Raw genomic sequence first — 24,284 nt, 5'->3', positions numbered from 1 at the left:
GAACCGCCAGGTCTCCACAACGAATACCATGATAACCAATCTCCGCAAATGCCTCAGTAAACCCCTCGGTCCGACGGTTCGAACGAAGGGTAACTTGCCCGTCTCTGAATGCTGTGACCGTTTGATCTTCTGGCCGAACAGGGCGTTTGATCCTCCGAAGGACCTGGCGGGTCTTCTCAATTCGCCAACTTGAGGGCAGTTCGCCACTCCATGCCAGAGCCGTCACCGCTCCGACACCTCCTGCAGCAGCTCCATGATCTCGGCGGTCAGCCGCTTCAGTTCGGCGTCGATCTCCTCGAGCGGGCGCGGGGCCTCGTACACGTAGAACAGTCGGGTGAACGGGATCTCGTAGCCGATCTTCGTCTTGGACTCGTCGATCCACGCGTTCGGCACGTGCGGGGCCACCTCGGCCTGGACGTACTCGTGCACGCTGCGCTCGAACGGCACCAGCTCGGTGTCCCGCAGGGCCGGGTCCGGCACCAAGTGGCCCTTGGCGTCCTTCACTACCACGGCCTCGGGGTCGTGCACGCCGATCGCCCCGATCAGCGCCTTCACCAGTGGCGCGCCAGCCGGAGCATCGTGGTCCCGCAGGGCCTTCTTGAGGTCCAGGGAGAACACGGACTGGTTGTCCCAGACCCGGCCCCGCAGCCCGCCGAGCGCCTCCGCGAGCGCCGCCCGGGCGTCGTCGTCCAACTTCTGCGCGGCCTTGGTGGCCAGAGCCGCCGCCTCCGTGGCCTCGTCCACCTCGAAGCGCAGCTGCAGCGGCCTCTCCACGGTGATCTCCCGGTACCCGAACGCGTCCGGGGTGAGGACCTGGGAGAACGCGGCGTCCTCCTCGGTCTGCTGGTCGAACGCGGCGTGGATGCGCAGGATCCGCTCCCGGTCCGCGTCCGAGACCTCCTTGTTCTTGGAGCCCACGTTGCGGCGCAGCTTGGTGAAGAACGTCCGCGCGTCGATCAGCTGGACCTTCCCCCGGCGGCGGGCGGCCTTGTTGTTGTCCAGGATCCACATATACGTGGCGATGCCCGTGTTCATGAACATGTCCGTGGGCAGCGCGACAATCGCCTCCACCAGGTCCGACTCCAGCAGCCAGCGGCGGATCTCCGACGGACCCGAACCCGCCCCGCCCGTGAACAGCGGGGAGCCGTTGAGCACGATGCCCGCCCGCCCCCCGCCCTGCGAGGGCAGGCGCAGCTTCGAGGCCACCAGCTGCAGGAACAGCATCTGCCCGTCGCTGATGGCCGGCGCCCCGCCCGGGAAGCGGTTGGCAGCCCCGCCGCGGGCGATCTCCTCCAGCACGGCCTTCTGCGAGGCCTTCCAGTCGCCGCCGTAGGGCGGGTTGGAGAGCACGTAGTCGAAGCGGTGGCCGGCGTGGTGATCGTCCTTGAGGGTGTCCCCGCGGGCGATGTTCTCCGCGTTCTTGCCGCGGCCGATCAGGTCCGACTTGCAGATGGCGTAGGACTGGTCATTCAGCTCCTGCCCGTACAGCTCCGTGCGCGCGTTGGGGAAGCGCGCGGTGAGGCGGTCCTCCAGGATGGAGAGCATGCCGCCGGTGCCGGCCGTGGGGTCGTAGACGTGCCGGATGGCGTGGCGGCCGGCGTCGAGCTCCTCCGTGCGCTCGGCCAGCAGTAGGTCCACCAGCAGCGCGACGGCGTCCCGCGGGGTGAAGTGCTCGCCGGCGGTCTCGTTGGACGCGGCGGCGAAGCGGCGGATCAGGTCCTCGAACATGGTGCCCATGTCCGCGTTGGACAGGGCCTCCGGCCCGAGGTCCATGGCCGCGAACTGCTGGAGCACCAGCAGCAGGCGGCCATGGTCCTCCAGCTTGTCCACGGTCTTCTCGAACTCGTAGTGCTGGAACAGGTCAGCGACGTTCGGGGAGAAGCCCGTGACGTACGCACGCAGGTTCTGGGCGGCGGCGTCGGGGTCCTCGAGGATGCCCTGCAGGTCATAGGGCGAGGTGTTGTGGAAGAGCAGGCCCGTGCGGTCGTGGATGAGGCTCGGGAGGATGGCCGGCGGGGCGGTCGTGGCAAGGTCCCGCATGGTCTGCCGGTGCGGAGCCATGAGCTGCTCCATGCGCCGCAGGATCGTCAGGGGGAGCACCACCATGCCGTACTGGTTCGGCTTGTACACCCCGCGCAGCTGGTCCGCGATCCCCCAAACGAACGAGGCGAGGGAGGCGGGCGTGGTGGAAACGGGGGCGGGCATGAGGGCCTTTCAGAAGAGCGACGGCCGGTCGGCGTCGCGATCGGCGTCGAAGTCGGACATAGCGAGGTGAGCACCATGCTCACGCAGGTATTCACGCAGTTCGGGAGTGGCGAAAGCCCACCGGCCGTCGGGACGGATCTCGACCATGCCCGCGCTTTCCAGCCGACGCCGATAGACGGACACGTAGTTCGTCCCCTGGCCGATGCGCTGGGCAATCTCCCTGGGTCGACTCGGCCCGTCATCCTGAGCCATGGCCAGGAGGATGGTCCGGTCGACGTCGGACAGGTCCTGCAACGCGGGGGCATGAACGAGATTGCCGATCTTGCGCCGGGCGTCGGCGATCCCAGCTTCCGCGTGGGCGCGGGTAATCGCCTTCATGCCGCGCGCCGCACGCCAGGTGTGGTACCCCACCAACTGGATCATGAACGGGTAGCCACCCGTCGCCGCGGCGCAGACCTGGGCGACGTCATCCGGCCACTCCACGCCCGCCTCGGAGGCGATCTGGATGAAGGAGGCGGCGACGTCGGCGACCTCGACGGCCCCCAGCTCCATCCGCTCGGCCCGCCGCAGGAACGTGCTGACCCGGGGGCGTTGGGCGTTGTCCGCGATCAGCTGGTCCACCGCTTGGGGGATGCCTGCCATCACCAGGGCGATGTTCCGGCCCTCTCGCAGCAGATGCTGGGTCACGGCGGCAAGCTGCTCGAGCTCCACCGTGTTGATCGTGTGGATCTCGTCCACTGTGATCAGCACCCCGTAGTCGGACATGAGCGGGGACTCCAGGAGCCGCCCGAGTTCCGTACGCAGGTCCAAGGCGTCAGCTGGCGGTTCGGCGAACTCCTTGGTGACTTCGAACGCCCGCCCGATGCCGACCTTGAGCGCCTTCGTCCGCGAGCGGTCCGTCACCCCCGTCTCGATGCGCCGCGCACGGACGGACCGCGTGAGCCGGTCGAGGAGTCCCGCTGTGGCGGTCTCATCGATCACGACCCAGCCGGCCTGCTCGGCGAGCAGCCCGATCTTCGTGAGCATGACGGTCTTTCCCACGCCGCGAGCGCCCGTGACGAAGGCCAGCCGCCCGGGCGCACCCGGGCCGTCCTCCAGCGACTCGGTGAATTCGTCGAGGACGTCGCGACGACCGACGAGCAGGGGCGGCTGCGTCCCGGCGGACGGCTTGAACGGGTTCGCCATCAGGTCCCCTTCCCTCTGCACCCCAACGCCGCGGCGGGATCCGATCACCCGCTCGTTTGCGAGTTTTGCAGGTTTTGCAGGTTTTGCAACCTCCGTGAGTGCGGCTGGATCAGGAGCCAGCGTGGCACCCGGAGGCTGCACCCTCACCGCGCGTCGAGGCGGTGCTGGAGGCGTCGGGATGGGAGTTCGGAAGGATTCTGCCGTTACAGGGGCAGCAGCCATGCCGCCCCGGGGGATTGGGGAGAAACGGAAGATTGCTTCCGCTCACCAGGTAACAGGCGGCACCATGGGGTCGACTCACCTCTCCACGCCGACCTGACAGAAGGATCCTTCCGCCCATGACCACCGCCTCTGACATCGGCTCCGCGCTGCGCGCCGCTCGCCGCCGACTCGGGCTGACCCAGCAGGAGGTCGCCGACCTGGCCGGCCTGTCCGACCGCACCGTGCGGGACCTCGAGAAGAGCTCCAGCAGCCCCAGTCTCGGCGCGGTCATCGCCGTCGCCACGGTGCTCGGCCTGCGGCTGGAGGTCACCGGGTGAGCGCCGCGGACCTGCCCGCGCTGCCGCAGCTCAAGCGCGTCACCGCCGCGGACGTGCATAAGGCGGGCACGCACGTGGCCACCCTGACCCGCTCCCCCACGGGCGAAGTCACCTTCGCCTACCTGCCCGGACACCGGGGCGACGCCGTCGCATCCACCCTGCCCGTCGGCGTCGACCCGGTGACGCGCCCGGGCGGCGGACTGCCGCCCTTCTTCGCGGGGCTGCTGCCCGAGGGGCACCGGCTGACGGTGCTCCGGCGGGCCTCCAAGACCTCGTCCGACGACGAGCTCACCCTGCTCCTGGCGACCGGCGACGACCTGCCGGGGGACGTCCAGGTGGCCCCGGCCGGCGTCGCCCCGGAAGACCCGCAGCCGTTGGCGTCCGACGACTCCACCGGCCTGGACTTCACCGCCCTGATGGACTTACCCGACCGCCACGGGCTGCCCGGCGTCCAGGCCAAGGCCTCGGCCTCCATGGTGAACACCCCGCTGGCGACGCGCGGCAGCCGTGCCCTGCTGAAGATCGACCCGCCGGACCACCCCCACCTCGTGGAGAACGAGGCGCTCCACCTGGCCGGGGCCCGGGCGCTGCGGATCCCGGTGGCCGACCATGCCGTCGTCCACAACCGCTACGGGCGGGCGGGGCTCCTGGTCACCCGCGTCGACCGTGAGCGCCAGGCGGACGGCTCCTTCCGTCGCCTGGCGCTGGAGGACGCCGCCCAGGCGCTGGACATCTACCCCGCCCAGAAGTACGCGGTGACCACCGAGGAGGTCATCCTGGCGCTGGCGGGATTGACGGCGGCGCAGCCGGTGGCGGCCCGGAACCTGTACCTGCAGTTCCTCTACGCCTGGCTCACCGGCAACGGCGACCTGCACGCGAAGAACGTGTCCGTGCTGCAGGGCTCGGACGGACGGTGGCAGGTGGCCCCCGTCTACGACGTGCCGTGCACCGTCCTCTACCGGGACATGACGATGGCCCTGACGGTGGACGGCCGGGTGAAGGGCCTGCGCCGCCGGCACTGGGAGGCCCTCGCGGACGCCATCGGCCTTCCCCAGCGGGCCGCACGAGCAGCCATGTCGAAGGCGCTCGCCGCTGCCGACCGCGTCGACCTCAGCGCGCTGCCGTTCGACGGCTCCCCGCTGAACGGCGCCGAACGGGAGCTGCGCCACCGGCGCGGCGAGCTGCGGAACTGAGCCGGCCGGCGTCGTCGTCAGAGGCGGTGCCGGCGGAGGACATGCCGTTTCCCGCACGAAAGCGCTGTGAGGGGCGCCGTTTCCCGCACGACAACGCTGGGGTCAGACCTTGCCCTTGAGCAGGCGGTGCCAGTAGATCCGGGGCTGGCCGAAGCGGTCGAAGGCGGCCAGGCTCTTCCGCGGCTTCGTCACGTCCACGCCGGGAATCGAGCGGTCCTCGGAGCCGTCGCGGACGTGCTCATCCAGGACCAGCTCGTCGCGGCTGACCATCACGGGGATCACGGTGTAGCCGTCGTACTTCTGGAACGGCTTCCCCGCGTCCGCGGCCTGGATGTTCTTCGCGATCACCTTCACCTGCTTGCGCAGCGCGCCACCGGAGGGGCGGGTGTCCAGCGCCGCGGCGTCGCCGAGGGCCCACACATGCGGGTGCGCGCGGTGCTGCAGGGTCTCCGGGTCCACGGCCACCAGGCCGGCGTCCCCGCCGTCCTCGAGGCCCGCCTCGGTGATGAACTCCGGCGCACGCACCACGGGCGTGACGTACGCGGCGGCCACGTCGTCGATCCGCTCGCCGGTGCTCAGCACCACCTCGTGGGCCTCGTGGTCCACGGCGGTCACCTCGGCCCCGGCGTGCACGTGGATCCCGTACTCCGCCGCGGCCGCGGCGAGGGCGTCGTCGATGGTCGGGCGGTCCAGGATCCGGGCGTACGGGGTCACCAGGTGGACGTCCACGTCGCCGAGGATCCCGGCCCTCTCCCACGCCGCACACGCCAGGAACAGCGCCTTGAGCACGGTGCCGCCGCACGACGACGGCTCGGGCGGCACGTTCGCCACCACGCGGTCCCCCGCGGCCACGCCCGCCAGGAGCCGGCGCGCGGAGTCCACGTACTCGGGCACGTGGGCGCTCGCCGCCCAGCCCGCGCCGTAGGCCTCGCGCAGCCCGTCGATCGCGCCCCACCACGGCGTCAGCCCCGGGCATAGCACCAGGTGGCGGAAGCCTACGGTCAGCCCGGTGCTCGTCACCGCGGTCCGTTCCTCGGCGTCCACGGCCACGACGTGGTCCGGGATCCATTTGACCCCGTACGGGATGACGGCCCGCATCGGCCGCTCGAACGCCGCCATGTCCGCCTGGCCGCCCGCCGCGTAGTTCAGCATCGGCCGGTAGCGGTGCAGCTGCGTGCCGTCCGCGACGCCGATCCGCCCCGCACCCTCGCGCGCCAGCTTCGCGGCCAGGGAGATGCCGGCGTTGCCGGCACCGACGATCAGGATGTCGTACTGCTCGGTCACGGGGTCCTCCATCGGGCGTGGGGCAGGGGGTCAGAGGCGCGCGGCCGGGGCGGCCGTGTCCTTCTCGGTTGCATCCATGCCATCCTTCATCGGGCCGCCGCGGTGGCGCCAGGCGGCGAGGCCCGCGAGCACGGCGGCCACCGCCAGGAACGGGGCGCCCACGGTCCACACGGAGGGGTCCATCTGGGTGGCCAGCACGAGGCAGCTGAGGATGCCGAGCACGGGCAGCACGGTGGGCGCACGCCAGTGCCGGCGCTCCACCCGCTCGCGGCGCAGCACGAGCACGGCGGTGTTGACGCCCAGGAACACCACGAGCAGCAGCAGGACCATCGTGGAGGCCAGCACCGCGAGCGTGCCCGTGAGGGCGAGGACCAGGGAGAGGGCCGTGGTCGCGAGGATCGCCACCCACGGCGTCCGCCGGCCCGGCAGCACCTTCCCCAGGAACCCCGGCAGCAGGCCGTCGCGGGCCATGCCGTAGGTCAGGCGGGAGCTCATGATGCCCGTGAGTAGGGCGCCGTTGGCCACGGCCACGAGCGCGATCACGCTGAACAGCACCGGCGGGACGAACCCGGTCGCCTGCACCACCTGCAGCAGGGGCGCGGAGGACTCGGCGAGCTCCGCCGTCGGGACGGCGTAGGAGGCCACGGCGCCCACGAGCGCGTAGATGACGCCCGCCACCGCGAGCGCGCCGAAGAGCGCGCGCGGGTAGGAGCGAGTGGGGTCCTTGAGCTCCTCGGTCACGTTCGCGCTGGTCTCGAAGCCGGCGTAGGAGTAGAACGCGAGGACGGCGCCGGCCAGCAGCGCCATGACCGGCCCGTTCTCCGGGGTGCCGACCTGGGTGAGGCGCCCGACGTCGCCGGCACCGCGCGCGAACAGCACCGCGCCGAGGGCGATGATCAGCAGGAGCCCGCCGACCTCGATGATCGTGGCGGCCTTGTTCGCGGCCAGCGACTGGCTGATGCCCCACATGTTCAGCAGGGCCAGCAGCGCCAGGAACACGGTGACGACGACGCCGACCGGCCAGTCGACGAACGCACCCAGGTAGTCGCCGGCGAAGCCCAGGGCGAGCGCCCCCACCGAGACGATGCCGGCGGCGAGCATGCAGAAGCCCACGAGAAAGCCCACGAACGGGCCGAACGCCCGCGTGGTGTAGTGCGCGGAGCCGCCCGCGCGCGGGTACTTCGTGGCCAGCTCCGCGTAGGAGGCGGCCGTGAAGAGCGCCAGGACGAGCGCCATGAGCAGCGGCGCCCAGACGGCCCCGCCGGAGGCGCCCGCGATCGTGCCGGCGAGCACGTACACACCCGCGCCGAGCACGTCGCCCAGGATGAAGAGGAACAGGCCGGTGGTGGTGACGGACCGCTTCAGGGGCGTGCGGTCGGCGCGGGCCGCGCCGACCGCCGTGGAGCCCGCAGGGTCCGCCGCGGGATGGACGCTCATCCGATCGTCTGGATGCGGCCGAGGACGAACAGGAGGATGCCGAGCGCCACGAGGACGACCAGCAGGCCGATGAGGATCTTGCCCAGGGAGCGCTCGCCGGTCTGCTCACGGTCCATGGCGTTGTTCGTGGGGCCCACGCCGGTGCCCTCGGCCGGCGGGGTGTCGCCGTCGATCGCGGCGCCGGTGCTCTCGCGGGTGGTGGCGGCGAGGTCCTGGGGATCGGTGTCCCCGGAGGGCACGTCGCCCGGGCGGACGGGGCGGCTGGGGTCGTTCGGCGTGGTGGCCATGAGGAGCTCCTTCGGATCTGGCCCGGCGCGCGGCCGGGACGGGTGCTCGGCCGGTGCGCCGAGTCCTCCTGCTGAGACTAGAGGGCGCCGACCCCCGGGGACATCCCGGGGGCGCGCTCTTCCGCAGGTCAGAGGAGGCCGAGCTGCCGCATCAGCGCCCCGTGGCGCTCGAGGCCCGGGGCCAGCGCCTCCGGGTTGTCGCGGAACCAGCCGAGGTGGGCCTCCCGCACGTCGGCGTCGGAGACGGGCTCGCCGCCCACCAGCCAGTGTTCGCGCGGCTCGATGTCCAGGCCGAGGGCGTCCACGATCTGGCCCTCGATCGGGGAGAGCACGTGGCCCAGCAGCAGTCGGTCCGGTGCGCGCACCTCCTTGGCCACGCCGAGCTCGGCCAGCACCGCGCGCGCCAGCTGCTCCAGCAGGGGGTTGTCCGGGTGGTTCGCCGAGTGGAACCCGGCGCCGCGCTCGGCGGCCACGGCGTCAGACACCACCACGGTGCCGAACCGCTCCTCGCGCTCGCGCAGGCGCTGCACGGACTCCTCCGCGAACCCGCGGATCGCCGCCGCGGACAGCGGGAGGCGGGGGCCGGCGTCGTCGTCCTGGCCCGGGCGGCGCAGCGCGGCCGGCCACGGGATGAGGCCCTCCTGCGCGGCGGCCTCGGCCACCGTGCGGAGGTCGTGGTACGGGACCACGGGCGGGTCCTCCCACGGGCGCTGCGGGTGGCGCAGGGTGACCTGCCAGGGGAAGCGGGAGGTGTCGTAGAGGACGGGCACGCGGATCGAGCGGGCGCCGTCCGGGATCAGCGACTCCAGCTGGTCGATGCCGAGCGGGAGCCCCTGGTAGTCCGCGCGGACCGGCTTGACCACCAGCACCGTGGTGCGCTCCAGCAGCGCCAGCAGGTGGGGCAGGTCGTCCGGGCCGAGCTCGAACATCGGGGGCACGCGCACCGAGGCGGGCGTGCCGCCCTCCGCCTGGCCGGGCTCGCCGCACAGCAGACGGCGCGTGGCCTCGGCCTGGCAGCCGCCCATCACCGTGAGGATGTCCCCCTCCGGCAACGGCTCGAGTCCGTAGAAGTGCCCGTAGTGCCGGCGGCGGCCCTCGTCCGCGTCGCGCACCTCGGACGGCGCCCGCTCGGCGGCGCCCCGGGCCGGGGCGGGTCCGTCGGCGGGGGCGGGGGTCGGCGTGGCCGCGTCCGCGGGAGCCGGGACACCCTCGCCCTGCGGGCGCGCGTCCTCCTCGTGGGGGGCCGCGGTGCCGGTGGGCGGGGCGGTCTGGTCGGTGTCGTCGGGCGGCAGGGTGGTGCGCTCGGTCATGGCCCCATCCCACCACGGACGACGCCGGCCGGTCACCGACGCGCGGCCTCGCCGGGGCGGGGTCAGGCCACGCGCCAGGGCTGGGTGCCGTGCTCGTGCCGGAACACCAGGGCGGTGCGGGTCGAGGCCACCGCCGGGTCCGCCGAGAGGTTCTCCAGGACGAACCGGGACACCTCCGCGGTGTCCTTGACGGCCACGTGCAGGAGGAAGTCCTCCTCGCCGCCCAGGAAGAACACCTGCAGGACGCCGGGCATGGCCTGCATGCGGTCGAACAGCTCGGCCATCCGATCCCGGGCGCCCGGCCGGATGCGCACCGAGATCAGGGCCACGAGCCCGCGGCCGAGCACCGCCGGGTCCACCTCCACCGTGAAGCGCTGGATGGCGCCGGCCTCCCGCAGCGCCCGCAGCCGGGCCAGGCACGTGGACGGGGCGATGCCCAGCTCCTCGGCCAGGGAGGCGTTCGTCCGGCGGGCGTCGGCGGCGAGCAGCCAGACGAGTCGCTGGTCGGTGGCATCCCAGGAGTGAAGATGCTTCATCCGGGGGTCCGTTCTGTGAGGTGTGTTCCGACGATCACGTCCAGTATGGCGGATCAGACAGAATATCCTGCGGACTCCGCCCACATGTGCCGAGAGAACGCGTAGATTCCGGGCCATGCTCATCGGAGTCCCCACAGAGATCAAGAACAACGAGCGCCGCGTCGGCCTGACCGCCGCCGGCGTCGCCGAGCTCACCGGCCGCGGCCACCAGGTGCTGGTCCAGTCCGGCGCCGGCATCGGCTCCGGCGTCACGGATGAGGCCTACCGCGCCGCCGGCGCCGAGCTCGTCGACGGCCCGGACGCGCTCTGGGAGCGCGCCGAGACGATCGTGAAGGTGAAGGAGCCGGTGGGCCCCGAGCTCGCCCGCCTGCGCGGCGACCAGCTGCTGTTCACCTACCTCCACCTCGCCGCCGAGCCGGAGCTCACCTCCGCCCTGCTGGCCGCCGGCACCACCGCCATCGCCTACGAGACCGTCACCGCCCCCGGCGGTCGCGGCCTGCCCCTGCTGGCCCCGATGTCCCGGGTGGCCGGGCGCCTCGCGCCGCTGGCCGGCGCCCAGCAGCTGGCCTCCCCGGACGGCTCCGGCGTGCTCCTCGGCGGGGTGCCGGGCACGCGCAAGGCGCGCGTCGTCGTCGTGGGCGGCGGTGTGGCGGGCGAGAACGCGGCCGTCGTGGCCGCGGGCATGGGCGCGCGGGTGACCGTGCTGGACGTGGACCTGGAGCGCCTCGCGCAGATCGACGCCGTGCACCAGGGCCGGATCGACACGCTCGCCTCCAACGCGCTGACCCTGACCGAGCAGATCGCGGACGCGGACTTGGTGATCGGCTCCGTGCTGATCCCGGGCGCTGCGGCCCCGAAGCTCGTGACGCGCGAGATGGCCCAGGCCATGCGGCCGGGCTCGGTCCTCGTGGACATCGCGATCGACCAGGGTGGCTGCTTCGAGGGCTCGAAGCCCACCACGCACCAGGAGCCGACCTTCACGGACGGCGAGCAGGTGTACTACTGCGTCACCAACATGCCCGGCGCGGTCCCCCAGACCTCGACGGCGGCGCTCACCAACGCCACGCTCCCCTACCTGCTGCGCCTGGTCGACCGCGGCTGGCGCGAGGCCCTGGCCGCCGACGCCGGGTTCGCCGGCGGCCTGTCCACGCACGCCGGCGTGCTGACCCAGCCCGCCGTGGCCGAGGCGCTCGCGGGCGAGCTCGGCGACGTCACCGTGCGCGAGGCGGACGAGGTCCTCGCCGGCTGACGACGGCTCGCCCCGGCGCTTTCGTGCAAGAAACGGCGGGGCGCCCCGGTGCTTTCGTGCAAGAAACGGCGGCGTGGCCGCGCGATGCGGGCCAGCGTCACCGTTTCTTACACGAAAACGCGTACGGAGCGACCGTTTCCCGAACGAAAACGGGGTGGGTCAGGCCCAGCCGCCCCACCAGGCCTCGAGGTCCACGTCCGCGGGGACCGGGGCCCAGCCCAGGCGCAACGCCGGCACGCGCCACACGCGGCCCGGTCCGCCGCCGCGGCGGGACCGCCAGAGGGCGCGGGAGGAGGTGAGCGTCGCCAGGACGGGGCGGGCGGCGTCGTCGGGCTCGCCGAGCACCTCGACCCGCTCCACCTCGGCCCGCTCGATCCGCAGCAGCCAGTCCGCAGCGCGGGCCGGATCGGGACGCTCACCGCGGCCCGCCGGGCGCAGGGGCACGCGCACGTCCACGTCCCAGTCGGGCACGGCACGCACGCCGGCCAGGTCCCCGCGCGGGGGCGGCGCGGGCAGGACCTCCTCAGACGTTTGGGACCCGGCGGCCTCGCCGTCGACCACCTGCACCCGCGGGTCGGCCAGCACGGCCCGGGCGGTGCCGGAGGCCACCCCGGTGACCGCCACCCGGGCGCCCGGGACCGCCTGCAGGGCGGCGTCCACGCCGACCACCGTCGCGGCCTCGCAGCCCTCCTGTCCCCGCACGTGCACGGCCACCCGCTGCGGGCCGGCCAGGGCCAGCCCGTGGCCGCGGGCCGTCGTCGCCGTGATGCGGGAGGCGAGCACCAGGGCCTCGCGCTGCTTCACGGCGCGCGCGGCGGCCGGGTCCTCGCGGCCGCCGAAGTCCTCCCCGGCCTGCCAGGCCACGGCGGTCGGCTCGTGCCGGAACGCCCCACCCACGCGCCAGAGCCGGTGCGCCAGCTCCCAGTCCTCCCCGCCGTAGCCCACGAACGCCGGGTCGAAGCCGCCGGCGTCCTCGTAGACCTCGCGCGCCACGGTGAGCACGGCGGAGATCACGAACCGGTAGGCGGTCGCGTCCGTCACCGCCAGGTCCCCGGAGCCCGCGTAGGCCCCGCGCAGCCAGGCCGGCTCCTCGAGCAGGTCCGCCTCCGGCACGGGCTCGCCGGGTCGCCAGCCGGCGGCCACGGCCTCGGGCCGCAGGTGACGACGCCGGCCCACCACCACCGCGTCCGCGCTCGCCGCGGGCGCGGCGCACGCGGCGCTCAGGTAGCCGGGCTCGGGGAGCATGTCCCCGTCCAGGAACGCCAGCACCCGTCCCTCCGCGGCGCGCACGCCGAGCGCGCGGGCAGCGGAGGCGCGGAATCCGCGGTCCTCCTGGCGCACCACCACGGAGGCGAACGGCAGGTCGCCCGGCAGGACGGGGGGCTCGGGCGAGCCGTCGTCGGCGACCACCAGCTGCAGGCGGGAGGCGGGGTGGTCCTGCGCCGCGAGCGCGGCCACGAGCCGGTCGAGGTCCGCCTGGGCGCGGTAGTGGGGCACCACCACGGACACCTCGGGGGCGTCGGCGGCGCCGGCGACGGGACCGGTCCCGCTCACCGCCACCCGTGGACCTCGGCGAGGACGCGGGCCAGGAGCCATGCGCACGCGGCCGGGCCGGGCTCGAGGCTGGTGCCGGGGGCCTGCCACGTCCGGGCGGGCAGCTCGCGGGCCTCGGCGATCGCCTCGGCCAGGGCGAACCCGACCCCGGAGCGGCCCACGGGGACGATCCGCAGGGTGCCCGGGCGCAGGCGCGCCATCTCCTCGTTGTAGCGGCCGGCGGGGACGATCGGCCGGCGTCCCACGGACATCCAGGACGCCAGGGAGCCGGAGGCGGAGACGTTGTGGTGCGCGGCCAGGGGGACGGCGGCGGCGCACAGCAGCCGGTCCATGAGCTCATCCGGGACGAACCCCGTGACGCGGAAGTCCAGGTCCGCGGCGCGGGCGCGCTCGGCCAGCTCCACCACGAGGTCCTCGTGGCGCGCCGCCACGGGCCCGAGCGCGGTGACGCGCCGCGGGTGGCCCGCGCCGGGGCCCCACTGGCGGTCCAGCTCGGCGAGGGCGTCGATGGCCTCGGCATGGCCCTTGCCGGGGTAGAGGTGGCCGAAGATCACCACGTCGTCCTCGATCCCGGCGTAGGCCTCCGGGAAGGGCTCGGAGGTGTCGGGGCCGTCGGTGCGGCGGTCCTCCACGGGCAGCGGCACCACGTGGGCGGGCACGTCCACGATGTCCTGCAGCAGGGCGCGCTCGTGCTCGGAGGAGACGACGACGCCGGCCACCTCCCGCGCGAGCCGCGCGTAGGCCTCGGCGCGGGCCGCGAAGCGGGCCTGGCCCTCGGCCGGCTGGGGGACGTCGTGCAGGGTGACGGTGGCGCAGTCCGGCAGCGTCCGGGTGAGCGCGTCCGCGGCGGCGGCGGGGGTGGGTCCGAACAGGGCGTCCGTGACGTCCAGGTGCATGGCCCGGCCCTCGTCGCGCGCCCGCTGCAGGGCGGGGGCGAGGCTGACGAACGCGGTGGCGTCCTCCGCGTGCAGCGGCTCCACCACGAGGCCGACGTCCTCCAGCGCCTGCGCCGTCTGCCGGCCGTGTCGGACCACCCCGTGGTCCTGCGGCCCGACGCTCAGGTAGAGCACCCGTCCCTGCTCGAGTGGCGGCATGCCGACCCGTCCTTCCCTCGGCTGCGGTGCGCGGCTCGGGCCTGGCCTCGTGCTGCGCGACATTCCCTGTCAGCCTAGACCGCCGCGGCCCGTGCCCGCGCGTCGGCGGGCCACGGAGCCGGAGCCGGACCGGCCCGCCTGGGGCCGGGTCCGTGCGATCCTGTCCGGACGGGCCGCGCCGGCCCGCGTCGTCCCCCGCCCCGACCACCCCGTCCCGTCCCCTCCTGAGAGGCCCGCACCGCCTGTGAGCATCACCGTCCAGCACGTCCCCGCGGGACACCCGTATCCGCGCTCGGTCCGGCCCCTCGAGGAGCAGGCCGCCGGCGACGTCGTCTTCTGGCCCGACCCGCCCGTGCCCGGCGCGCCCGCGCACCGGTGGTGGCCGCCGCAGGCGCTGACGGCGGACTGGCTGCGGGAGCACCGCCCGGACGTGCTGCACGTGCACTTCGGGTTCGAGCACTTCACGTCCGCCGAGCTGGCCGAGGCGCTCGAGGCCCAGCACGCGCACGGCGGCGCCGTGGCCGTGACGGTGCACGACCTGGAGAACCCGCACCTGACGGACCAGGGTCCGCACCGGGAGCGGCTGCGGGTGCTGCTGGAGCACGCGGACGCGGTGTTCACGCTGACCCCCGGAGCGGCGGAGGCCGTGGCGCGCGACTACGGCGTCCGCGCCCTCGTGGTGCCGCACCCGCACATCGTGCCGCTGGAGCGCATCGCCGCCCTCGACGTCGACGGCGACGCAGCCGCCGAGGGCGAGCCCGCCCGCGCGCCGGAGCCGGTGCCCGGCGTCGACCGTCCGGCGCGGATCCTGGTGCACGCCAAGGACCTGCGCGCGCAGGTGGACCCGGTGGGCCTGCTGCCGGTGCTCGCGGCCGCCATCGAGGAGCTGGAGGGGGCGGGCACGGACGTGGAGATCGTGATCGACGTCCAGGACGGCGTCCGGGACGCGGCGGCGCTGGAGGCCCTCGAGGCCGGTGCGGCCGAGCACGGCTTCACGCTGTGGCGTCACGCCCGGCTCACCGACGAGGAGCTGCACGACGCGCTGCGCGCCGCGGACGTCTCCGTGCTGCCGTACCGGATCGGCACCCACTCGGGCTGGGTGGAGATGTGCCGGGACCTCGGCGTGCCGGTGGCCGTGGCGGACGTGGGGCACATCGCGGACCAGGCGCGCGCGTGGCGCCGCACGGATGTGCTGGCCGTGTTCGACCCGACCGAGCCCTCCTCCCTGGCCGCCGCCCTGTCGGGTCTCGTGGCGGCGCGGGTGGGGCTGCGCTCGGCGCCCGCCGCCTACCGGGCCGCGCAGCGCCGCCGGGTGGCCGCCGCCCACGTGGCCGCCTACCGCACCGCCCTGGCCCGCCACCGGGGCCACGCCGCCACGGTGTCCGCGCTGGTCATCACGGGGAACCGGGACGCCCACCTGGCACGCGTGCTGCGGGGCCTCGAGCGCTCGTTCCGCCGCCCGGACCAGGTGGTGGTGGTGTTCATGGGCCAGCCCGACGGCGCCGTCCCCGCCACCGACCTGCCCGTCACGGTGGGCCACGTGCCCGCCGGGCACGGCCTGCCGCTGGCCGCGGCCCGCAACGAGGCCGCCCGCCTGGCCACGGGGGACGTCCTCGTGTTCCTGGACGTGGACTGCATCCCGGCCGCCGACGCCGTCGGGGTCCTCGCCGCGGAGGTCGCCGCGCACCCCGGCGCGCTCGTGATGGGCACGCCCCGCTACCTGGCCCCGGACTGGCTGGACTCCCTCGCCGCCGCGGGCGTGGCCGCCGACCCGGAGCTGCCCGGCCGCGCCCCCACGGACGGGGACCTGCGCACCCGCTCCGTGCCGCACGCCGGCCGCGCGCACCTGCGCCCCGGCCCCTCGGACGAGTGGCACCTCGTGTGGACCCTGGTGATGGCCGTGGGCCGGGCGGACCTGGCCCGGATCGGCGGGTTCGACGAGGGGTTCTCCGGCTACGGCGCCGAGGACACCGACCTGGCCTTCCGCGCCCGCGACGCCGGCCTGCAGCTGCGCGTCAGCCCCGCCGAGGCCTTCCACCAGCACCACGGTGTGCACCGGCCGCCGCTGCACCACGTGGCGGACATCGTGGTGAACGCCCGGCGCTTCCGCGAGCTGCACGGGGTGTGGCCCATGGAGGGCTGGCTCGGCGCGTTCGCCGAACGCGGTCTCATCCGCTGGACCCCCGCCGGGGACGGGCTCGAGCTGGTGCGCGAGCCCACCGAGGAGGAGGTGGCCGCCGCCCGCGTGGCGGACGCCGCCTACTGAGCCCCGGTCAGGGCCGCGGCGGGGCCCGGTCCGGTCAGCGCCGCTCGGCCGCGGCGGCGGTCTCGAGCACGCGCCGCCACGCGCGGGCGTACTCCGCCGGCGGGGTGAGCAGCGCCGCGGCCATCCGGTCCGCGGCGGCGGGCTCGCCCAGGGCCCGGCCGAGCGCGCCGGCCCAGTCCGCCGCCGGGTCCTCCCACGCGCACCACGGCACGCCCGCGGCCCGCTCCACGGCCTCGGCGAACCGGAGCTGCTCGGCGAAGGGCCGGGTCTCCGGGGCCAGCACCACGGGCCGCCCGCACCGGGCGGCGTCCACCGCGGCGTTGTGCCCGGCCGAGACCACCACCGCGTCCGCGCCGGCGAGGGCCGTGGCGACGTCGTCGGTCCACCCGTGCAGCGTGAGGTTCGCCGGGAGCGCGGGGGTGCCGTCGGCGTCGGGATCCGGGGCGTCCCGCACCGGGCCGATCACGTGCCACTCGGCGTCGGGCGTCTGCCGGGCGGCGCGGGCCAGGTCCACGACGGCCACCCCTCCCCCGCCGGTGCCGGTGACGGCCACCACCCGCGGGGCGGAGCCCGAGGACGCCGTCCCGTCCGCCTCCAGGCCCACCCCCTCCTGCGCGGGCCGCGCGGCCCGACCGAGCCGGCCGTCCACGTCCGGGACGCCCAGGTGCACGGTGCGCCCGCCGAACTCCGCCTGCCATGCCGGGTCCTCGAGGGGCTCGCGGTAGTGCGCGAACAGGGCGTCCGCCTCCGCGTACACCAGCCGGTGCGCGGCGTCCGTGCGGTCGCCGTGCATGCGCCGGTGCGCCATCGGGAATCCGGCCAGCCGCAGGAACAGCGCCGCCTCCACGGACACGTCGACCACGCACACGTCCGGGCGGACCCGGCGGGCGGCGTCGTGCAGGACGGCGAAGCGGTCCCGGATCGCGGGGGCCACCGGCGTCCAGTGCAGGGGCGAGCGCGCCGGCTGGACGTGCCCGGCCACGAGGTCCGGGGGCAGGGTCACGGTCTCCGTGCCCGCCGGCAGCATCGCCGCGGCGTCCGGGTGGGCGGTGGCCACGGTGACGTCCGCGACGTCGGCCCGCACCAGGTTCGCGGCGTGGCGGACGTGCCCCGAGCCGTGCTGGTGCGCGTAGTGCAGGACGCGCGGGCGCGCGCCCCCGCTCACGCGGCGGTCCCGGGCGCCGCGGCGCGGGCGGACTCGTCCTCCAGGTCCTCGCAGGCCTGCTCGATCAGAGCGAGGTAGCCCTCCACCATGGTGTCCGCGCTGAAGCGGCGGGCCCACGCGGCCACGCGGGAGCGGTCCCGGCGGCGGGCGTGGCGGATGGACTCGGCGAGCGCCTCGGCGGAGTGGTGCACGGCGAGGTCGCCGGCCTGCGGGGCCACGATCTCCCCCATGGACCCGGTCAGCAGCGCCGCCACGGGCACGCCCAGGGCCATGGCCTCCACCGTGGCCAGCCCGAACGGCTCGGCCCACAGCGGGGTCGCGAGGAACACCTCGCCCGTGGCCAGCAGGTCCGGCAGCGTGTCGTGCCCGAGGTGACCGTGGTACACCACGTCGTCGCCCAAGCGCGGGCGGATCCTGTCCGCCATGTAGGCCGGGTCGGACACGGGCCCGGCCACGTGCAGCTCCATGCCGGCCTGCCGGGCGGCGTCGATCGCCACGTGCAGGCCCTTCTCCTGGGTGATCCGCCCGGACCACACGGCGCGGCCCGGCACGGGGCGCTCGTCCGAGACCCACTGGTCCAGGTCGATCCCGTTGGGCACCACCTCGACGCGCGGCAGGCGGTGCCGCCACGCGATGGCGTTGGACATGGACACCGAGGCCCAGCGGTGGTGCACGGGCGGGTGCCAGTCCGGGGCGTCGGTCACGGCCAGGACGGGGGCCAGGGTGGCGGGGGTGTGCAGGACCGTCAGCATGGGCAGCGGGCCGAGCATCTGCAGCGGCGCGGGCGAGAGCGAGTTGTTGAGGACGGCGTCCACGTCCGAGACGAGGATGCGCTCGCACGCGTCCGCGAGCGCCCGCTCCCGCAGGGCGAATCCGGCCTCGTCCGGGCCGGCGCCCTCGGGCGGCAGGATCGGCACGACCTCGGCACCCGGCAGGTCCGTCCCCTCACGCCCGTACACCGTCACCTCGTGGCCTTGGCGGACGAGGTGCTCGACCGTCATGGCGGTGTGCATCTCGAGACCGCCCTCGTAGGGCGATCGGATGGGATGCAGCGGATGGGTGACGACGGCGAGGCGCACGGTGACTCCTTTCCGGCCCCTGCGGGCGTCGGAGGCCGGACCGGCGGGGTGCCACCGGTCACGACTACGGGGGCCCAGGGGTTGACCTGGGGCGACCGCGTTCGGCGGTACCCGCCGACTGTACGCCGGGGGCGGGGGGTCGGGAAGACGCCGGATCCCGTGGCGGACCCGCTCCGCCATGTGGAGGGACGACGAAGGCCCGGGCGGAACCGCCCGGGCCTGCCGTGCTGTGGAGCTAAGGGGAATTGAACCCCTGACCTTTTCATTGCGAACGAAACGCTCTACCAACTGAGCTATAGCCCCAGACGTCGGATCGCTCCGACGGCACCCCAGAATCATACGCGCTCCCCGCGGTCAGGACCAAATGTCCCGGCCTCGCGCCGCTGCGGAGGACGAGGCCGGCCCCGGCGCGCGAGGACCAGGCCGAGCCACGCACCGAGGGCCACCCCGACGACGTCGGCCACCACGTCCGCCGGGTCACCCGAGCGGCCGTTGGCCAGGGCGGTCTGGAGCGACTCGCTGACCGGGGCGTGGATCAGCAGCACGAGCGCCGGCCACAGCCGGCGGACCAGCAGCACGGCCAGGAGAGCGGGGACCCCGAACGCCGCCACGTGGACCAGCTTGTCCAGGCCGGGGACGTCGAAGGCCGGGTCCGGGACGTCGTCGCCCGGCAGGTAGAGCGCCAGCAGGTGGGCGGCCAGGCTCAGGGCGAACAGGGCGGCGGTGAGGGGGCGGGGCACCGGTCCATGGTGCCAGGCGGGGCGACGGCGTCGACCGCCGCTGCCCCGGAGCCCGGCGCTCAGCGTCCGCGGTCCAGGAGGATGACGTCCAGTCGCCGCGGCCCATGGACGCCCTCCACGCGCTCGAGCTCGATGTCGCTGGTGGCGGACGGGCCCGAGATCATGGTGATGGCGGCAGTGGGCTCCAGCCGGGCCAGAGCCTCCGGCACCAGCTCGACCACGGTGTCCAGCGGCACGATGCACACATGGTGGTCCGGCACGAGGGAGATCGCCCGGCGCCCCTCGTCCGGCCGTCCGGAGAGGAAGATCGTGCCCGTCTCCGAGCAGGACACGGTGGAAGAGGTGACCACGGCGTCGACGGCGTTCAGCACCCGCACCTCGAGGGCGCCGCGGTCTCCGGCCGTGGGCTCGGTGATCCGCCACCGGCCCTCCCGTTCGGGGAGCGCGGCCTCCCGGGGGGACTCCCCCGCGTCCTCGGACACGAGCTCCGACGCCGCGCTCACGCAGGCGTCCCCGGGCAGCCAGGCCTCGTCCAGCCCCGGCGGCACCACGTACGCGCGGGCCTGCCGGAGGAGGGCGTCCACCCGGTCGGCCACGGTGGCCAGGTCCTCGCGGAACACGGCCGCCTTGTAGTCCTCCAGCCGGTCGACGAGCTGTTCGACGACCGCGTCGCTGTCCCGGAGGGACTCACGTCGGTAGCCCCGGGCGACCGGCTCGGGGACCGGCCGGTCCTGGAGCGCCTCGCGCACCCGGCTCAGGATCGCGTCCTTGGCCTCGCTCACTTGTCCTCCTCCTCGCGCTCGGACACGTCAGCCGGCTCGACGGATCGGGCGGCCGGGGCGGGCACGCCGTCGGCCCCGCGGTTGCGGCTCCACCAGTTCCGGAAGGACTCCCGGGGCGGGGCGGGGACGTCCCGCTGATCCGTCCATCCGCCCGCGATGCCGGGCAGCCAACTGAGCACACGGTCCGGCCCCGCCGCCGCGCGGCCGGCGGGCAGGCCCCGCTCGACGGCGGCCATGCGCGCCCCGGAGGACATCACGGTCCGCGCCCCCGCCATCATGAGGTCCATCTGGGACGGGACCGCGGCCCGGACGGCGGCCCGCGCCGTGGCGACGGGACCCTCGGCCTCCCGGACGGCCGCGCGCTTCGCGGCGTGCGCGGCCTGGACCTCCTCGTCCCGGAGGTGCACGAGGATCGAGGGGATGTCGATGGCCACCGGGCAGACGTCGTAGCACGCCCCGCACAGGGAGGACGCGTACGGCAGAGTGCCGTTCGCCCCCTCCTCGACACCGGTCAGCTGCGGGGAGAGGATCGCGCCGATCGGCCCCGGGTAGACGGAGCCATAGGCGTGGCCGCCGGTCTGTTCGTAGACCGGGCACACGTTCATGCAGGCCGAGCAGCGGATGCAGTGGAGCGCCGAGCGGCCCTCCGGATCGGACAGCACCGCGGACCGGCCGTTGTCCAAGAGCACGAGGTGGAACTCCTGGGGGCCGTCGCCCTCCGTGACCCCCGTCCACATCGAGGTGTAGGGGTTCATGCGCTCACCCGTGGAGGAGCGCGGCAGCAGCTGCAGGAACACTTCGAGGTCCTGGAAGGTCGGCACCAGCTTCTCGATGCCCATCACGGTGATGAGCGTCTCCGGCAGCGTCAGGCACATGCGGCCGTTGCCCTCGGACTCGACGACGGCGAGGGTGCCGGTCTCCGCGACCCCGAAGTTGGCGCCCGAGATCGCCACGGAGGTGGAGAGGAACTTCTCCCGCAGGTGGCGCCGGGCGGCCTCGGCGAGGTCGCGGGGCTCGGAGGTCAGGGTCTCGTCCGTCTCCGCCATCTCCCGCACGAAGATCTCGCGGATCTGCTCGCGGTTCTTGTGGATGGCGGGGACGAGGATGTGGGACGGCTTGTCGTGCCCCAGCTGCACGATGAGCTCGGCGAGGTCGGTCTCGACGGCGGCGACGCCCTCCGCCTTGAGCGCCTCCTCCAGCTCGATCTCCTGGGTGGCCATGGACTTCACCTTGATGACCTCGTCCACCCCCTTGGCCTTCACCAGCTCCGTGATGATCCGGTTGGCCTCGGAGGCGTCCCGTGCCCAGTGGACCACGCCGCCGCGGGCGGTGACGTTGGCCTCGAGCTGCTCAAGCAGGGCGGGCAGGTCGGCCATGACCTGCTGCTTCAGCGCCGACCCCGCCCGGCGCAGCTCCTGCCAGTCGGGCAGCTCCTCGACCACTCTGGCGCGCTTGCCCCGGATGGTGTGGGTGGCGTGGCGGATGTTGGCGCGCATCTGCCCGTTGGCCAGCTGCTCCTGCGCGGACTGCCGGAACGGCTGGTCCAGGACGATCGCGCCGTGGCCGTGCACGGGGCGGACGGTGGGGATCCCCAGGGCGGTGCGGGTCATCGGGAGACCTCCTCGGCGGCGCAGGCGGCAGGACGGCGACGCCCCCCGGGGATGCTGAGCTCCACGGGCCCGTCCACGTCGAGCGGTCGCTCCCGGGTGGAGGCCAGGAGCTCGGCGAAGTGGACGGTCCGCACCGGTCGGCCCTCGTCGGTCACCGTGCCCCGGCGGGAGAGGGCGCCGCCGAGGTGCAGCAGGCATGAGGCGTCGCCCCCGGTGAGCACCTCGGCCCCGGTCCTCCGGACGTTGTCGATCTTCTCGTCCGCCATGGCACCGGAGACGTCAGGGAGCTTCATCGAGAAGGTCCCGCCGAAGCCGCAGCACTCCTCGGCGTCAGGCAGTTCGCGGTAGTCGATCCCCCCGATGGTGCGCACGAGGTCCCGCTGTCGGTCGCCCAGACGGAGCAGGCGCATGCCATGGCAGGAGGGGTGGTACGTGACGGTGTGCGGGAACCAGGAGCCCAGCTGCGCCGCGGCGTCGGTCACACCGAGGACGTCGGTGAGCAGCTGGGAGAGCTCGTGGGTGCGGCCGGCCACGGTCTCGGCGTCCCGGGCCAGGGCCTCGTCTCCCGCGCGTCGGGCGACCATCGGCTGCTGGTGCCCCAGCGAGGCGACGCAGGAGCCGGAGGGGGCGACGGCGACGTCGTAGTCGGCCGCCATGAAGGTCTCCACGTGATTGCGGACCACGGGGACCGCGTCGTCGAGGTAGCCGGAGTTGATGTGCATCTGCGAGCAGCAGGCCTGCCCCGAGGGGAAGACCACCTCGTGGCCGAGGCGCTCCAGGACCTCCACGGTGGCCAGGGCCACCCGGGGGTACATCGCGTCCACGATGCACGTGGCGAACAGGGCGATCCGCATGGGTCCTCCTCGAGGAGTGGGGGCGGCGTGTGGTCAGACCATACCAGTCGCGTGGCGCCCATCACAGCCCTCCCCGGGTGACATCCCCTGACGCGGCGGCCCATGCCGGCCTTGCAGGGTGACACCGCTCACAGTAGGCTCCGTGGTCAGACCGCTGTGGACTGACCACACGACTTCCCGGCCACCCGTGAACCGACGCGTCGCCGCCCCGCCCCGGCACCCGCCGCCGACCCTCCCGGAGGATCCGTGCAGACCTACTCCGCCGTCCCCGACGCCGCCGGCAGCCTCGGGCTGTCCGCCGCGCTGGGGGTCCTGCCCCTGCTGACGTTCTTCATCACCCTCATGCTCCTCAAGCTCAAGGCGTGGCAGTCCGGCCTGGCCGCCCTGGCGGTCGCCCTCGGCGTGGCCGTGGTCGGCTTCGGCATGCCCGCCGAGCTCGCGCTGTTGTCCGCCACCCAGGGTGCCGCCTTCGGGCTGTTCCCGATCGTGTGGATCGTGGTGATGGCGCTGTGGTTCTACCAGGTGACGGTGCTGTCCGGGCGGTTCGAGGACATGCGGGCCATCTTCGACTCGATCGGCGGCGGGGACATCCGCATCCAGGCGGTGCTCATCGCCTTCTGCTTCGGCGGCCTGCTCGAGGCGCTCGCCGGGTTCGGCGCGCCCGTGGCCATCACGGCGACCATGATCCTGGCGCTCGGCATCCCGCCGCTGCGCGCGGCCACGGCCGTGCTGCTGGCCAACACCGCGCCCGTGGCGTTCGGCGCCGTCGGCATCCCGATCACCACCGCGGGCACCCTCACGGGCATCCCCGCCGAGCACATCGGCGCCATCGTCGGCCACCAGGCCCCGTTCGTGGCCATCCTCGTCCCGTTCCTGCTCGTGCTGATCATCGACGGAGCCCGCGGCGTCCGTCAGACCTGGCCGGCACTGCTGGTCATCGGCGCCGCCTTCGCCCTGTCCATCTGGTTCGCATCCACCTACTTCTCCTACGAGCTCACCGACGTGGTCGCGGCCCTGGTCTCCATGGGCACGGCCGTCGTCATGCTGCGCTTCTGGCGGCCCAAGGGCGCGGCCGAGGCGCGCGCCCGGCTGGGTGTCACCGACGCCCCGACCGCCTCCACCCTCACCCCCGTCCGCGTGTGGATGGCCCTGCTGCCCTACATCGTCGTGGTGACCGTCTTCGGCCTGGCCAAGCTGGTCCCGCCGATCACGGCCGCTCTGTCCTCCGCCACCACGAACACGCCCTGGCCGGGCCTGGACGGCCGTCTGGTCGACACCGCGGGAGCCCCGATCGCCAACACCATGTACAAGGCGGAGTGGCTCGCCTCCCCCGGCACCCTGCTGCTGTTCGCCGGCCTGGTGATGACCGTGGTCTACTCCGTGTTCGACGAGGGCGGCCGCTACCGGCTGGGCATGGGGGACGCGGTGGCCGAGATCGGCCGCAGCTTCTGGCGCATGCGCTGGTCCGCCCTGACCATCATGACCGTGCTCTCCCTGGCCTACGTGATGAACTTCTCGGGCCAGACCATCGCCATGGGCACATGGGTGGCCGGCCTGGGCACGGCCTTCGTGTTCCTCTCCCCGGTGCTGGGATGGCTCGGCACGGCCGTCACCGGCTCAGACACCTCCGCGAACGCCCTCTTCGCCAAGCTCCAGCAGACCGCCGCCCACAACATCGGCGCCGATCCGGCCCTGCTCGTGGCTGCGAACACCTCCGGCGGCGTGGTGGGCAAGATGATCTCCCCGCAGTCCCTGGCCATCGCCGCGACCGCAGTGTCCCTGGAGGGCCGGGAGAGCGAGATCCTGCGCCGGGTGGTCGGCTGGTCCGTGGGCCTGCTGCTGCTCGTGTGCGTGATCGTCTACCTGCAGTCCACGGTCCTGTCCTGGATGCTGCCCGCCGCTCCGTGACGCACGG

20 protein-coding genes and 1 tRNA gene are annotated in these 24,284 nt (G+C 74.1%); 5 read left to right on the top strand and 16 right to left on the bottom strand.

Annotated features, from left to right (window positions below):
• Window positions 1-222 precede the first annotated feature (222 nt).
• Together BJ976_RS01265 and BJ976_RS01260 are read right to left on the bottom strand one after the other, a co-directional pair.
• A complete protein-coding gene (locus BJ976_RS01265) occupies window positions 223-2,205 on the bottom strand; it encodes a type I restriction-modification system subunit M (protein WP_135029288.1) in 1,983 nt (660 codons plus the stop codon).
• A 9-nt stretch (window positions 2,206-2,214) separates the two neighbouring features.
• Complete coding sequence (locus BJ976_RS01260; RefSeq protein WP_135029290.1) at window positions 2,215-3,390, bottom strand: DUF8462 domain-containing protein; 1,176 nt, start codon at window positions 3,388-3,390, stop codon at window positions 2,215-2,217.
• Window positions 3,391-3,728: 338 nt separating this feature from the next.
• Between BJ976_RS01260 and BJ976_RS01255 the strand changes: the two genes are divergently transcribed.
• Both BJ976_RS01255 and BJ976_RS01250 read left to right on the top strand, forming a co-directional pair.
• The gene (locus BJ976_RS01255; RefSeq protein ID WP_135029292.1) at window positions 3,729-3,929 is read left to right on the top strand and encodes a helix-turn-helix domain-containing protein; all 201 of its coding nucleotides are present in this window, start codon (window positions 3,729-3,731) and stop codon (window positions 3,927-3,929) included.
• The gene (locus BJ976_RS01250) at window positions 3,926-5,122 is read left to right on the top strand and encodes a type II toxin-antitoxin system HipA family toxin (protein ID WP_135029294.1); all 1,197 of its coding nucleotides are present in this window, start codon (window positions 3,926-3,928) and stop codon (window positions 5,120-5,122) included. Before BJ976_RS01255 ends, BJ976_RS01250 begins: the two co-directional genes overlap by 4 nt.
• Window positions 5,123-5,224: 102 nt before the next feature.
• On the opposite strand, the gene BJ976_RS01245 is transcribed toward BJ976_RS01250, so the two are convergent.
• The 5 genes from BJ976_RS01245 to BJ976_RS01225 all read right to left on the bottom strand — a co-directional run bounded on the left by BJ976_RS01245 (window position 5,225) and on the right by BJ976_RS01225 (window position 9,976).
• Window positions 5,225-6,406 (bottom strand): NAD(P)/FAD-dependent oxidoreductase, encoded by a 1,182-nt coding sequence (locus BJ976_RS01245; RefSeq protein ID WP_135029296.1) that lies wholly within the window; start codon window positions 6,404-6,406, stop codon window positions 5,225-5,227.
• A gap of 30 nt (window positions 6,407-6,436) precedes the next feature.
• The gene (locus BJ976_RS01240) at window positions 6,437-7,843 is read right to left on the bottom strand and encodes an APC family permease (protein WP_135029298.1); all 1,407 of its coding nucleotides are present in this window, start codon (window positions 7,841-7,843) and stop codon (window positions 6,437-6,439) included.
• Entirely contained in the window at window positions 7,840-8,130 is a 291-nt protein-coding gene (locus BJ976_RS01235; protein WP_229667271.1) for a DUF6480 family protein, read from the bottom strand. The genes BJ976_RS01240 and BJ976_RS01235 overlap by 4 nt, the downstream gene beginning before the upstream one ends.
• A 128-nt stretch (window positions 8,131-8,258) precedes the next feature.
• A complete protein-coding gene (locus BJ976_RS01230; RefSeq protein ID WP_229667269.1) occupies window positions 8,259-9,440 on the bottom strand; it encodes a WcbI family polysaccharide biosynthesis putative acetyltransferase in 1,182 nt (393 codons plus the stop codon).
• Window positions 9,441-9,502: 62 nt separating this feature from the next.
• A complete protein-coding gene (locus BJ976_RS01225) occupies window positions 9,503-9,976 on the bottom strand; it encodes an Lrp/AsnC family transcriptional regulator (protein WP_135029300.1) in 474 nt (157 codons plus the stop codon).
• A 115-nt stretch (window positions 9,977-10,091) separates the two neighbouring features.
• Between BJ976_RS01225 and ald the strand changes: the two genes are divergently transcribed.
• Window positions 10,092-11,225 (top strand): alanine dehydrogenase, encoded by a 1,134-nt coding sequence (gene ald / locus BJ976_RS01220; protein WP_135029302.1) that lies wholly within the window; start codon window positions 10,092-10,094, stop codon window positions 11,223-11,225.
• A 159-nt stretch (window positions 11,226-11,384) separates the two neighbouring features.
• Here ald and BJ976_RS01215 read toward each other — a convergent pair whose 3' ends face one another.
• Both BJ976_RS01215 and BJ976_RS01210 read right to left on the bottom strand, forming a co-directional pair.
• Complete coding sequence (locus BJ976_RS01215; protein WP_229667268.1) at window positions 11,385-12,779, bottom strand: glycosyltransferase family 2 protein; 1,395 nt, start codon at window positions 12,777-12,779, stop codon at window positions 11,385-11,387.
• Window positions 12,776-13,873: a glycosyltransferase family protein gene (locus BJ976_RS01210; protein WP_135029306.1), complete on the bottom strand. Its 1,098-nt coding sequence runs from the start codon at window positions 13,871-13,873 to the stop codon at window positions 12,776-12,778. Before BJ976_RS01210 ends, BJ976_RS01215 begins: the two co-directional genes overlap by 4 nt.
• A 244-nt stretch (window positions 13,874-14,117) precedes the next feature.
• On the opposite strand from BJ976_RS01210, the gene BJ976_RS01205 reads away from it, so the two are divergent.
• Complete coding sequence (locus BJ976_RS01205; protein WP_135029308.1) at window positions 14,118-16,139, top strand: glycosyltransferase; 2,022 nt, start codon at window positions 14,118-14,120, stop codon at window positions 16,137-16,139.
• A 34-nt stretch (window positions 16,140-16,173) separates the two neighbouring features.
• On the opposite strand, the gene BJ976_RS01200 is transcribed toward BJ976_RS01205, so the two are convergent.
• The 7 genes from BJ976_RS01200 to BJ976_RS01170 form a co-directional block, all read right to left on the bottom strand.
• Window positions 16,174-17,304 carry a glycosyl transferase gene (locus tag BJ976_RS01200; protein ID WP_135029310.1) on the bottom strand — a complete coding sequence of 377 codons (1,131 nt, stop codon included), beginning with the start codon at window positions 17,302-17,304 and terminating at the stop codon, window positions 16,174-16,176.
• Window positions 17,301-18,383 carry a glycosyltransferase gene (locus tag BJ976_RS01195; protein WP_167736927.1) on the bottom strand — a complete coding sequence of 361 codons (1,083 nt, stop codon included), beginning with the start codon at window positions 18,381-18,383 and terminating at the stop codon, window positions 17,301-17,303. The genes BJ976_RS01200 and BJ976_RS01195 overlap by 4 nt, the downstream gene beginning before the upstream one ends.
• Window positions 18,384-18,613: 230 nt before the next feature.
• Window positions 18,614-18,686: transfer RNA gene (locus tag BJ976_RS01190), tRNA-Ala, on the bottom strand.
• Between the two features lie 32 nt (window positions 18,687-18,718).
• On the bottom strand, window positions 18,719-19,123 hold the full coding sequence (locus BJ976_RS01185; protein ID WP_184231799.1) for a VanZ family protein: 405 nt from the start codon (window positions 19,121-19,123) through the stop codon (window positions 18,719-18,721).
• Between the two features lie 59 nt (window positions 19,124-19,182).
• Window positions 19,183-19,905 (bottom strand): LutC/YkgG family protein, encoded by a 723-nt coding sequence (locus BJ976_RS01180; protein ID WP_135029314.1) that lies wholly within the window; start codon window positions 19,903-19,905, stop codon window positions 19,183-19,185.
• Window positions 19,902-21,515 carry a LutB/LldF family L-lactate oxidation iron-sulfur protein gene (locus BJ976_RS01175; RefSeq protein ID WP_135029316.1) on the bottom strand — a complete coding sequence of 538 codons (1,614 nt, stop codon included), beginning with the start codon at window positions 21,513-21,515 and terminating at the stop codon, window positions 19,902-19,904. The genes BJ976_RS01180 and BJ976_RS01175 overlap by 4 nt, the downstream gene beginning before the upstream one ends.
• Window positions 21,512-22,369, bottom strand: coding sequence for a (Fe-S)-binding protein (locus tag BJ976_RS01170; protein ID WP_135029318.1), 858 nt, complete (start codon window positions 22,367-22,369; stop codon window positions 21,512-21,514). Before BJ976_RS01170 ends, BJ976_RS01175 begins: the two co-directional genes overlap by 4 nt.
• A gap of 246 nt (window positions 22,370-22,615) precedes the next feature.
• Between BJ976_RS01170 and BJ976_RS01165 the strand changes: the two genes are divergently transcribed.
• On the top strand, window positions 22,616-24,277 hold the full coding sequence (locus tag BJ976_RS01165) for an L-lactate permease (RefSeq protein ID WP_135029320.1): 1,662 nt from the start codon (window positions 22,616-22,618) through the stop codon (window positions 24,275-24,277).
• Window positions 24,278-24,284: the final 7 nt, after the last annotated feature.

Origin of the sequence: Micrococcus flavus (assembly GCF_014204815.1) — a bacterium.
GTDB lineage: Bacteria > Actinomycetota > Actinomycetes > Actinomycetales > Micrococcaceae > Micrococcus > Micrococcus flavus.
Note: the sequence above shows the minus strand (reverse complement) of the source record. Positions and strands in the feature narration are given on the sequence as shown.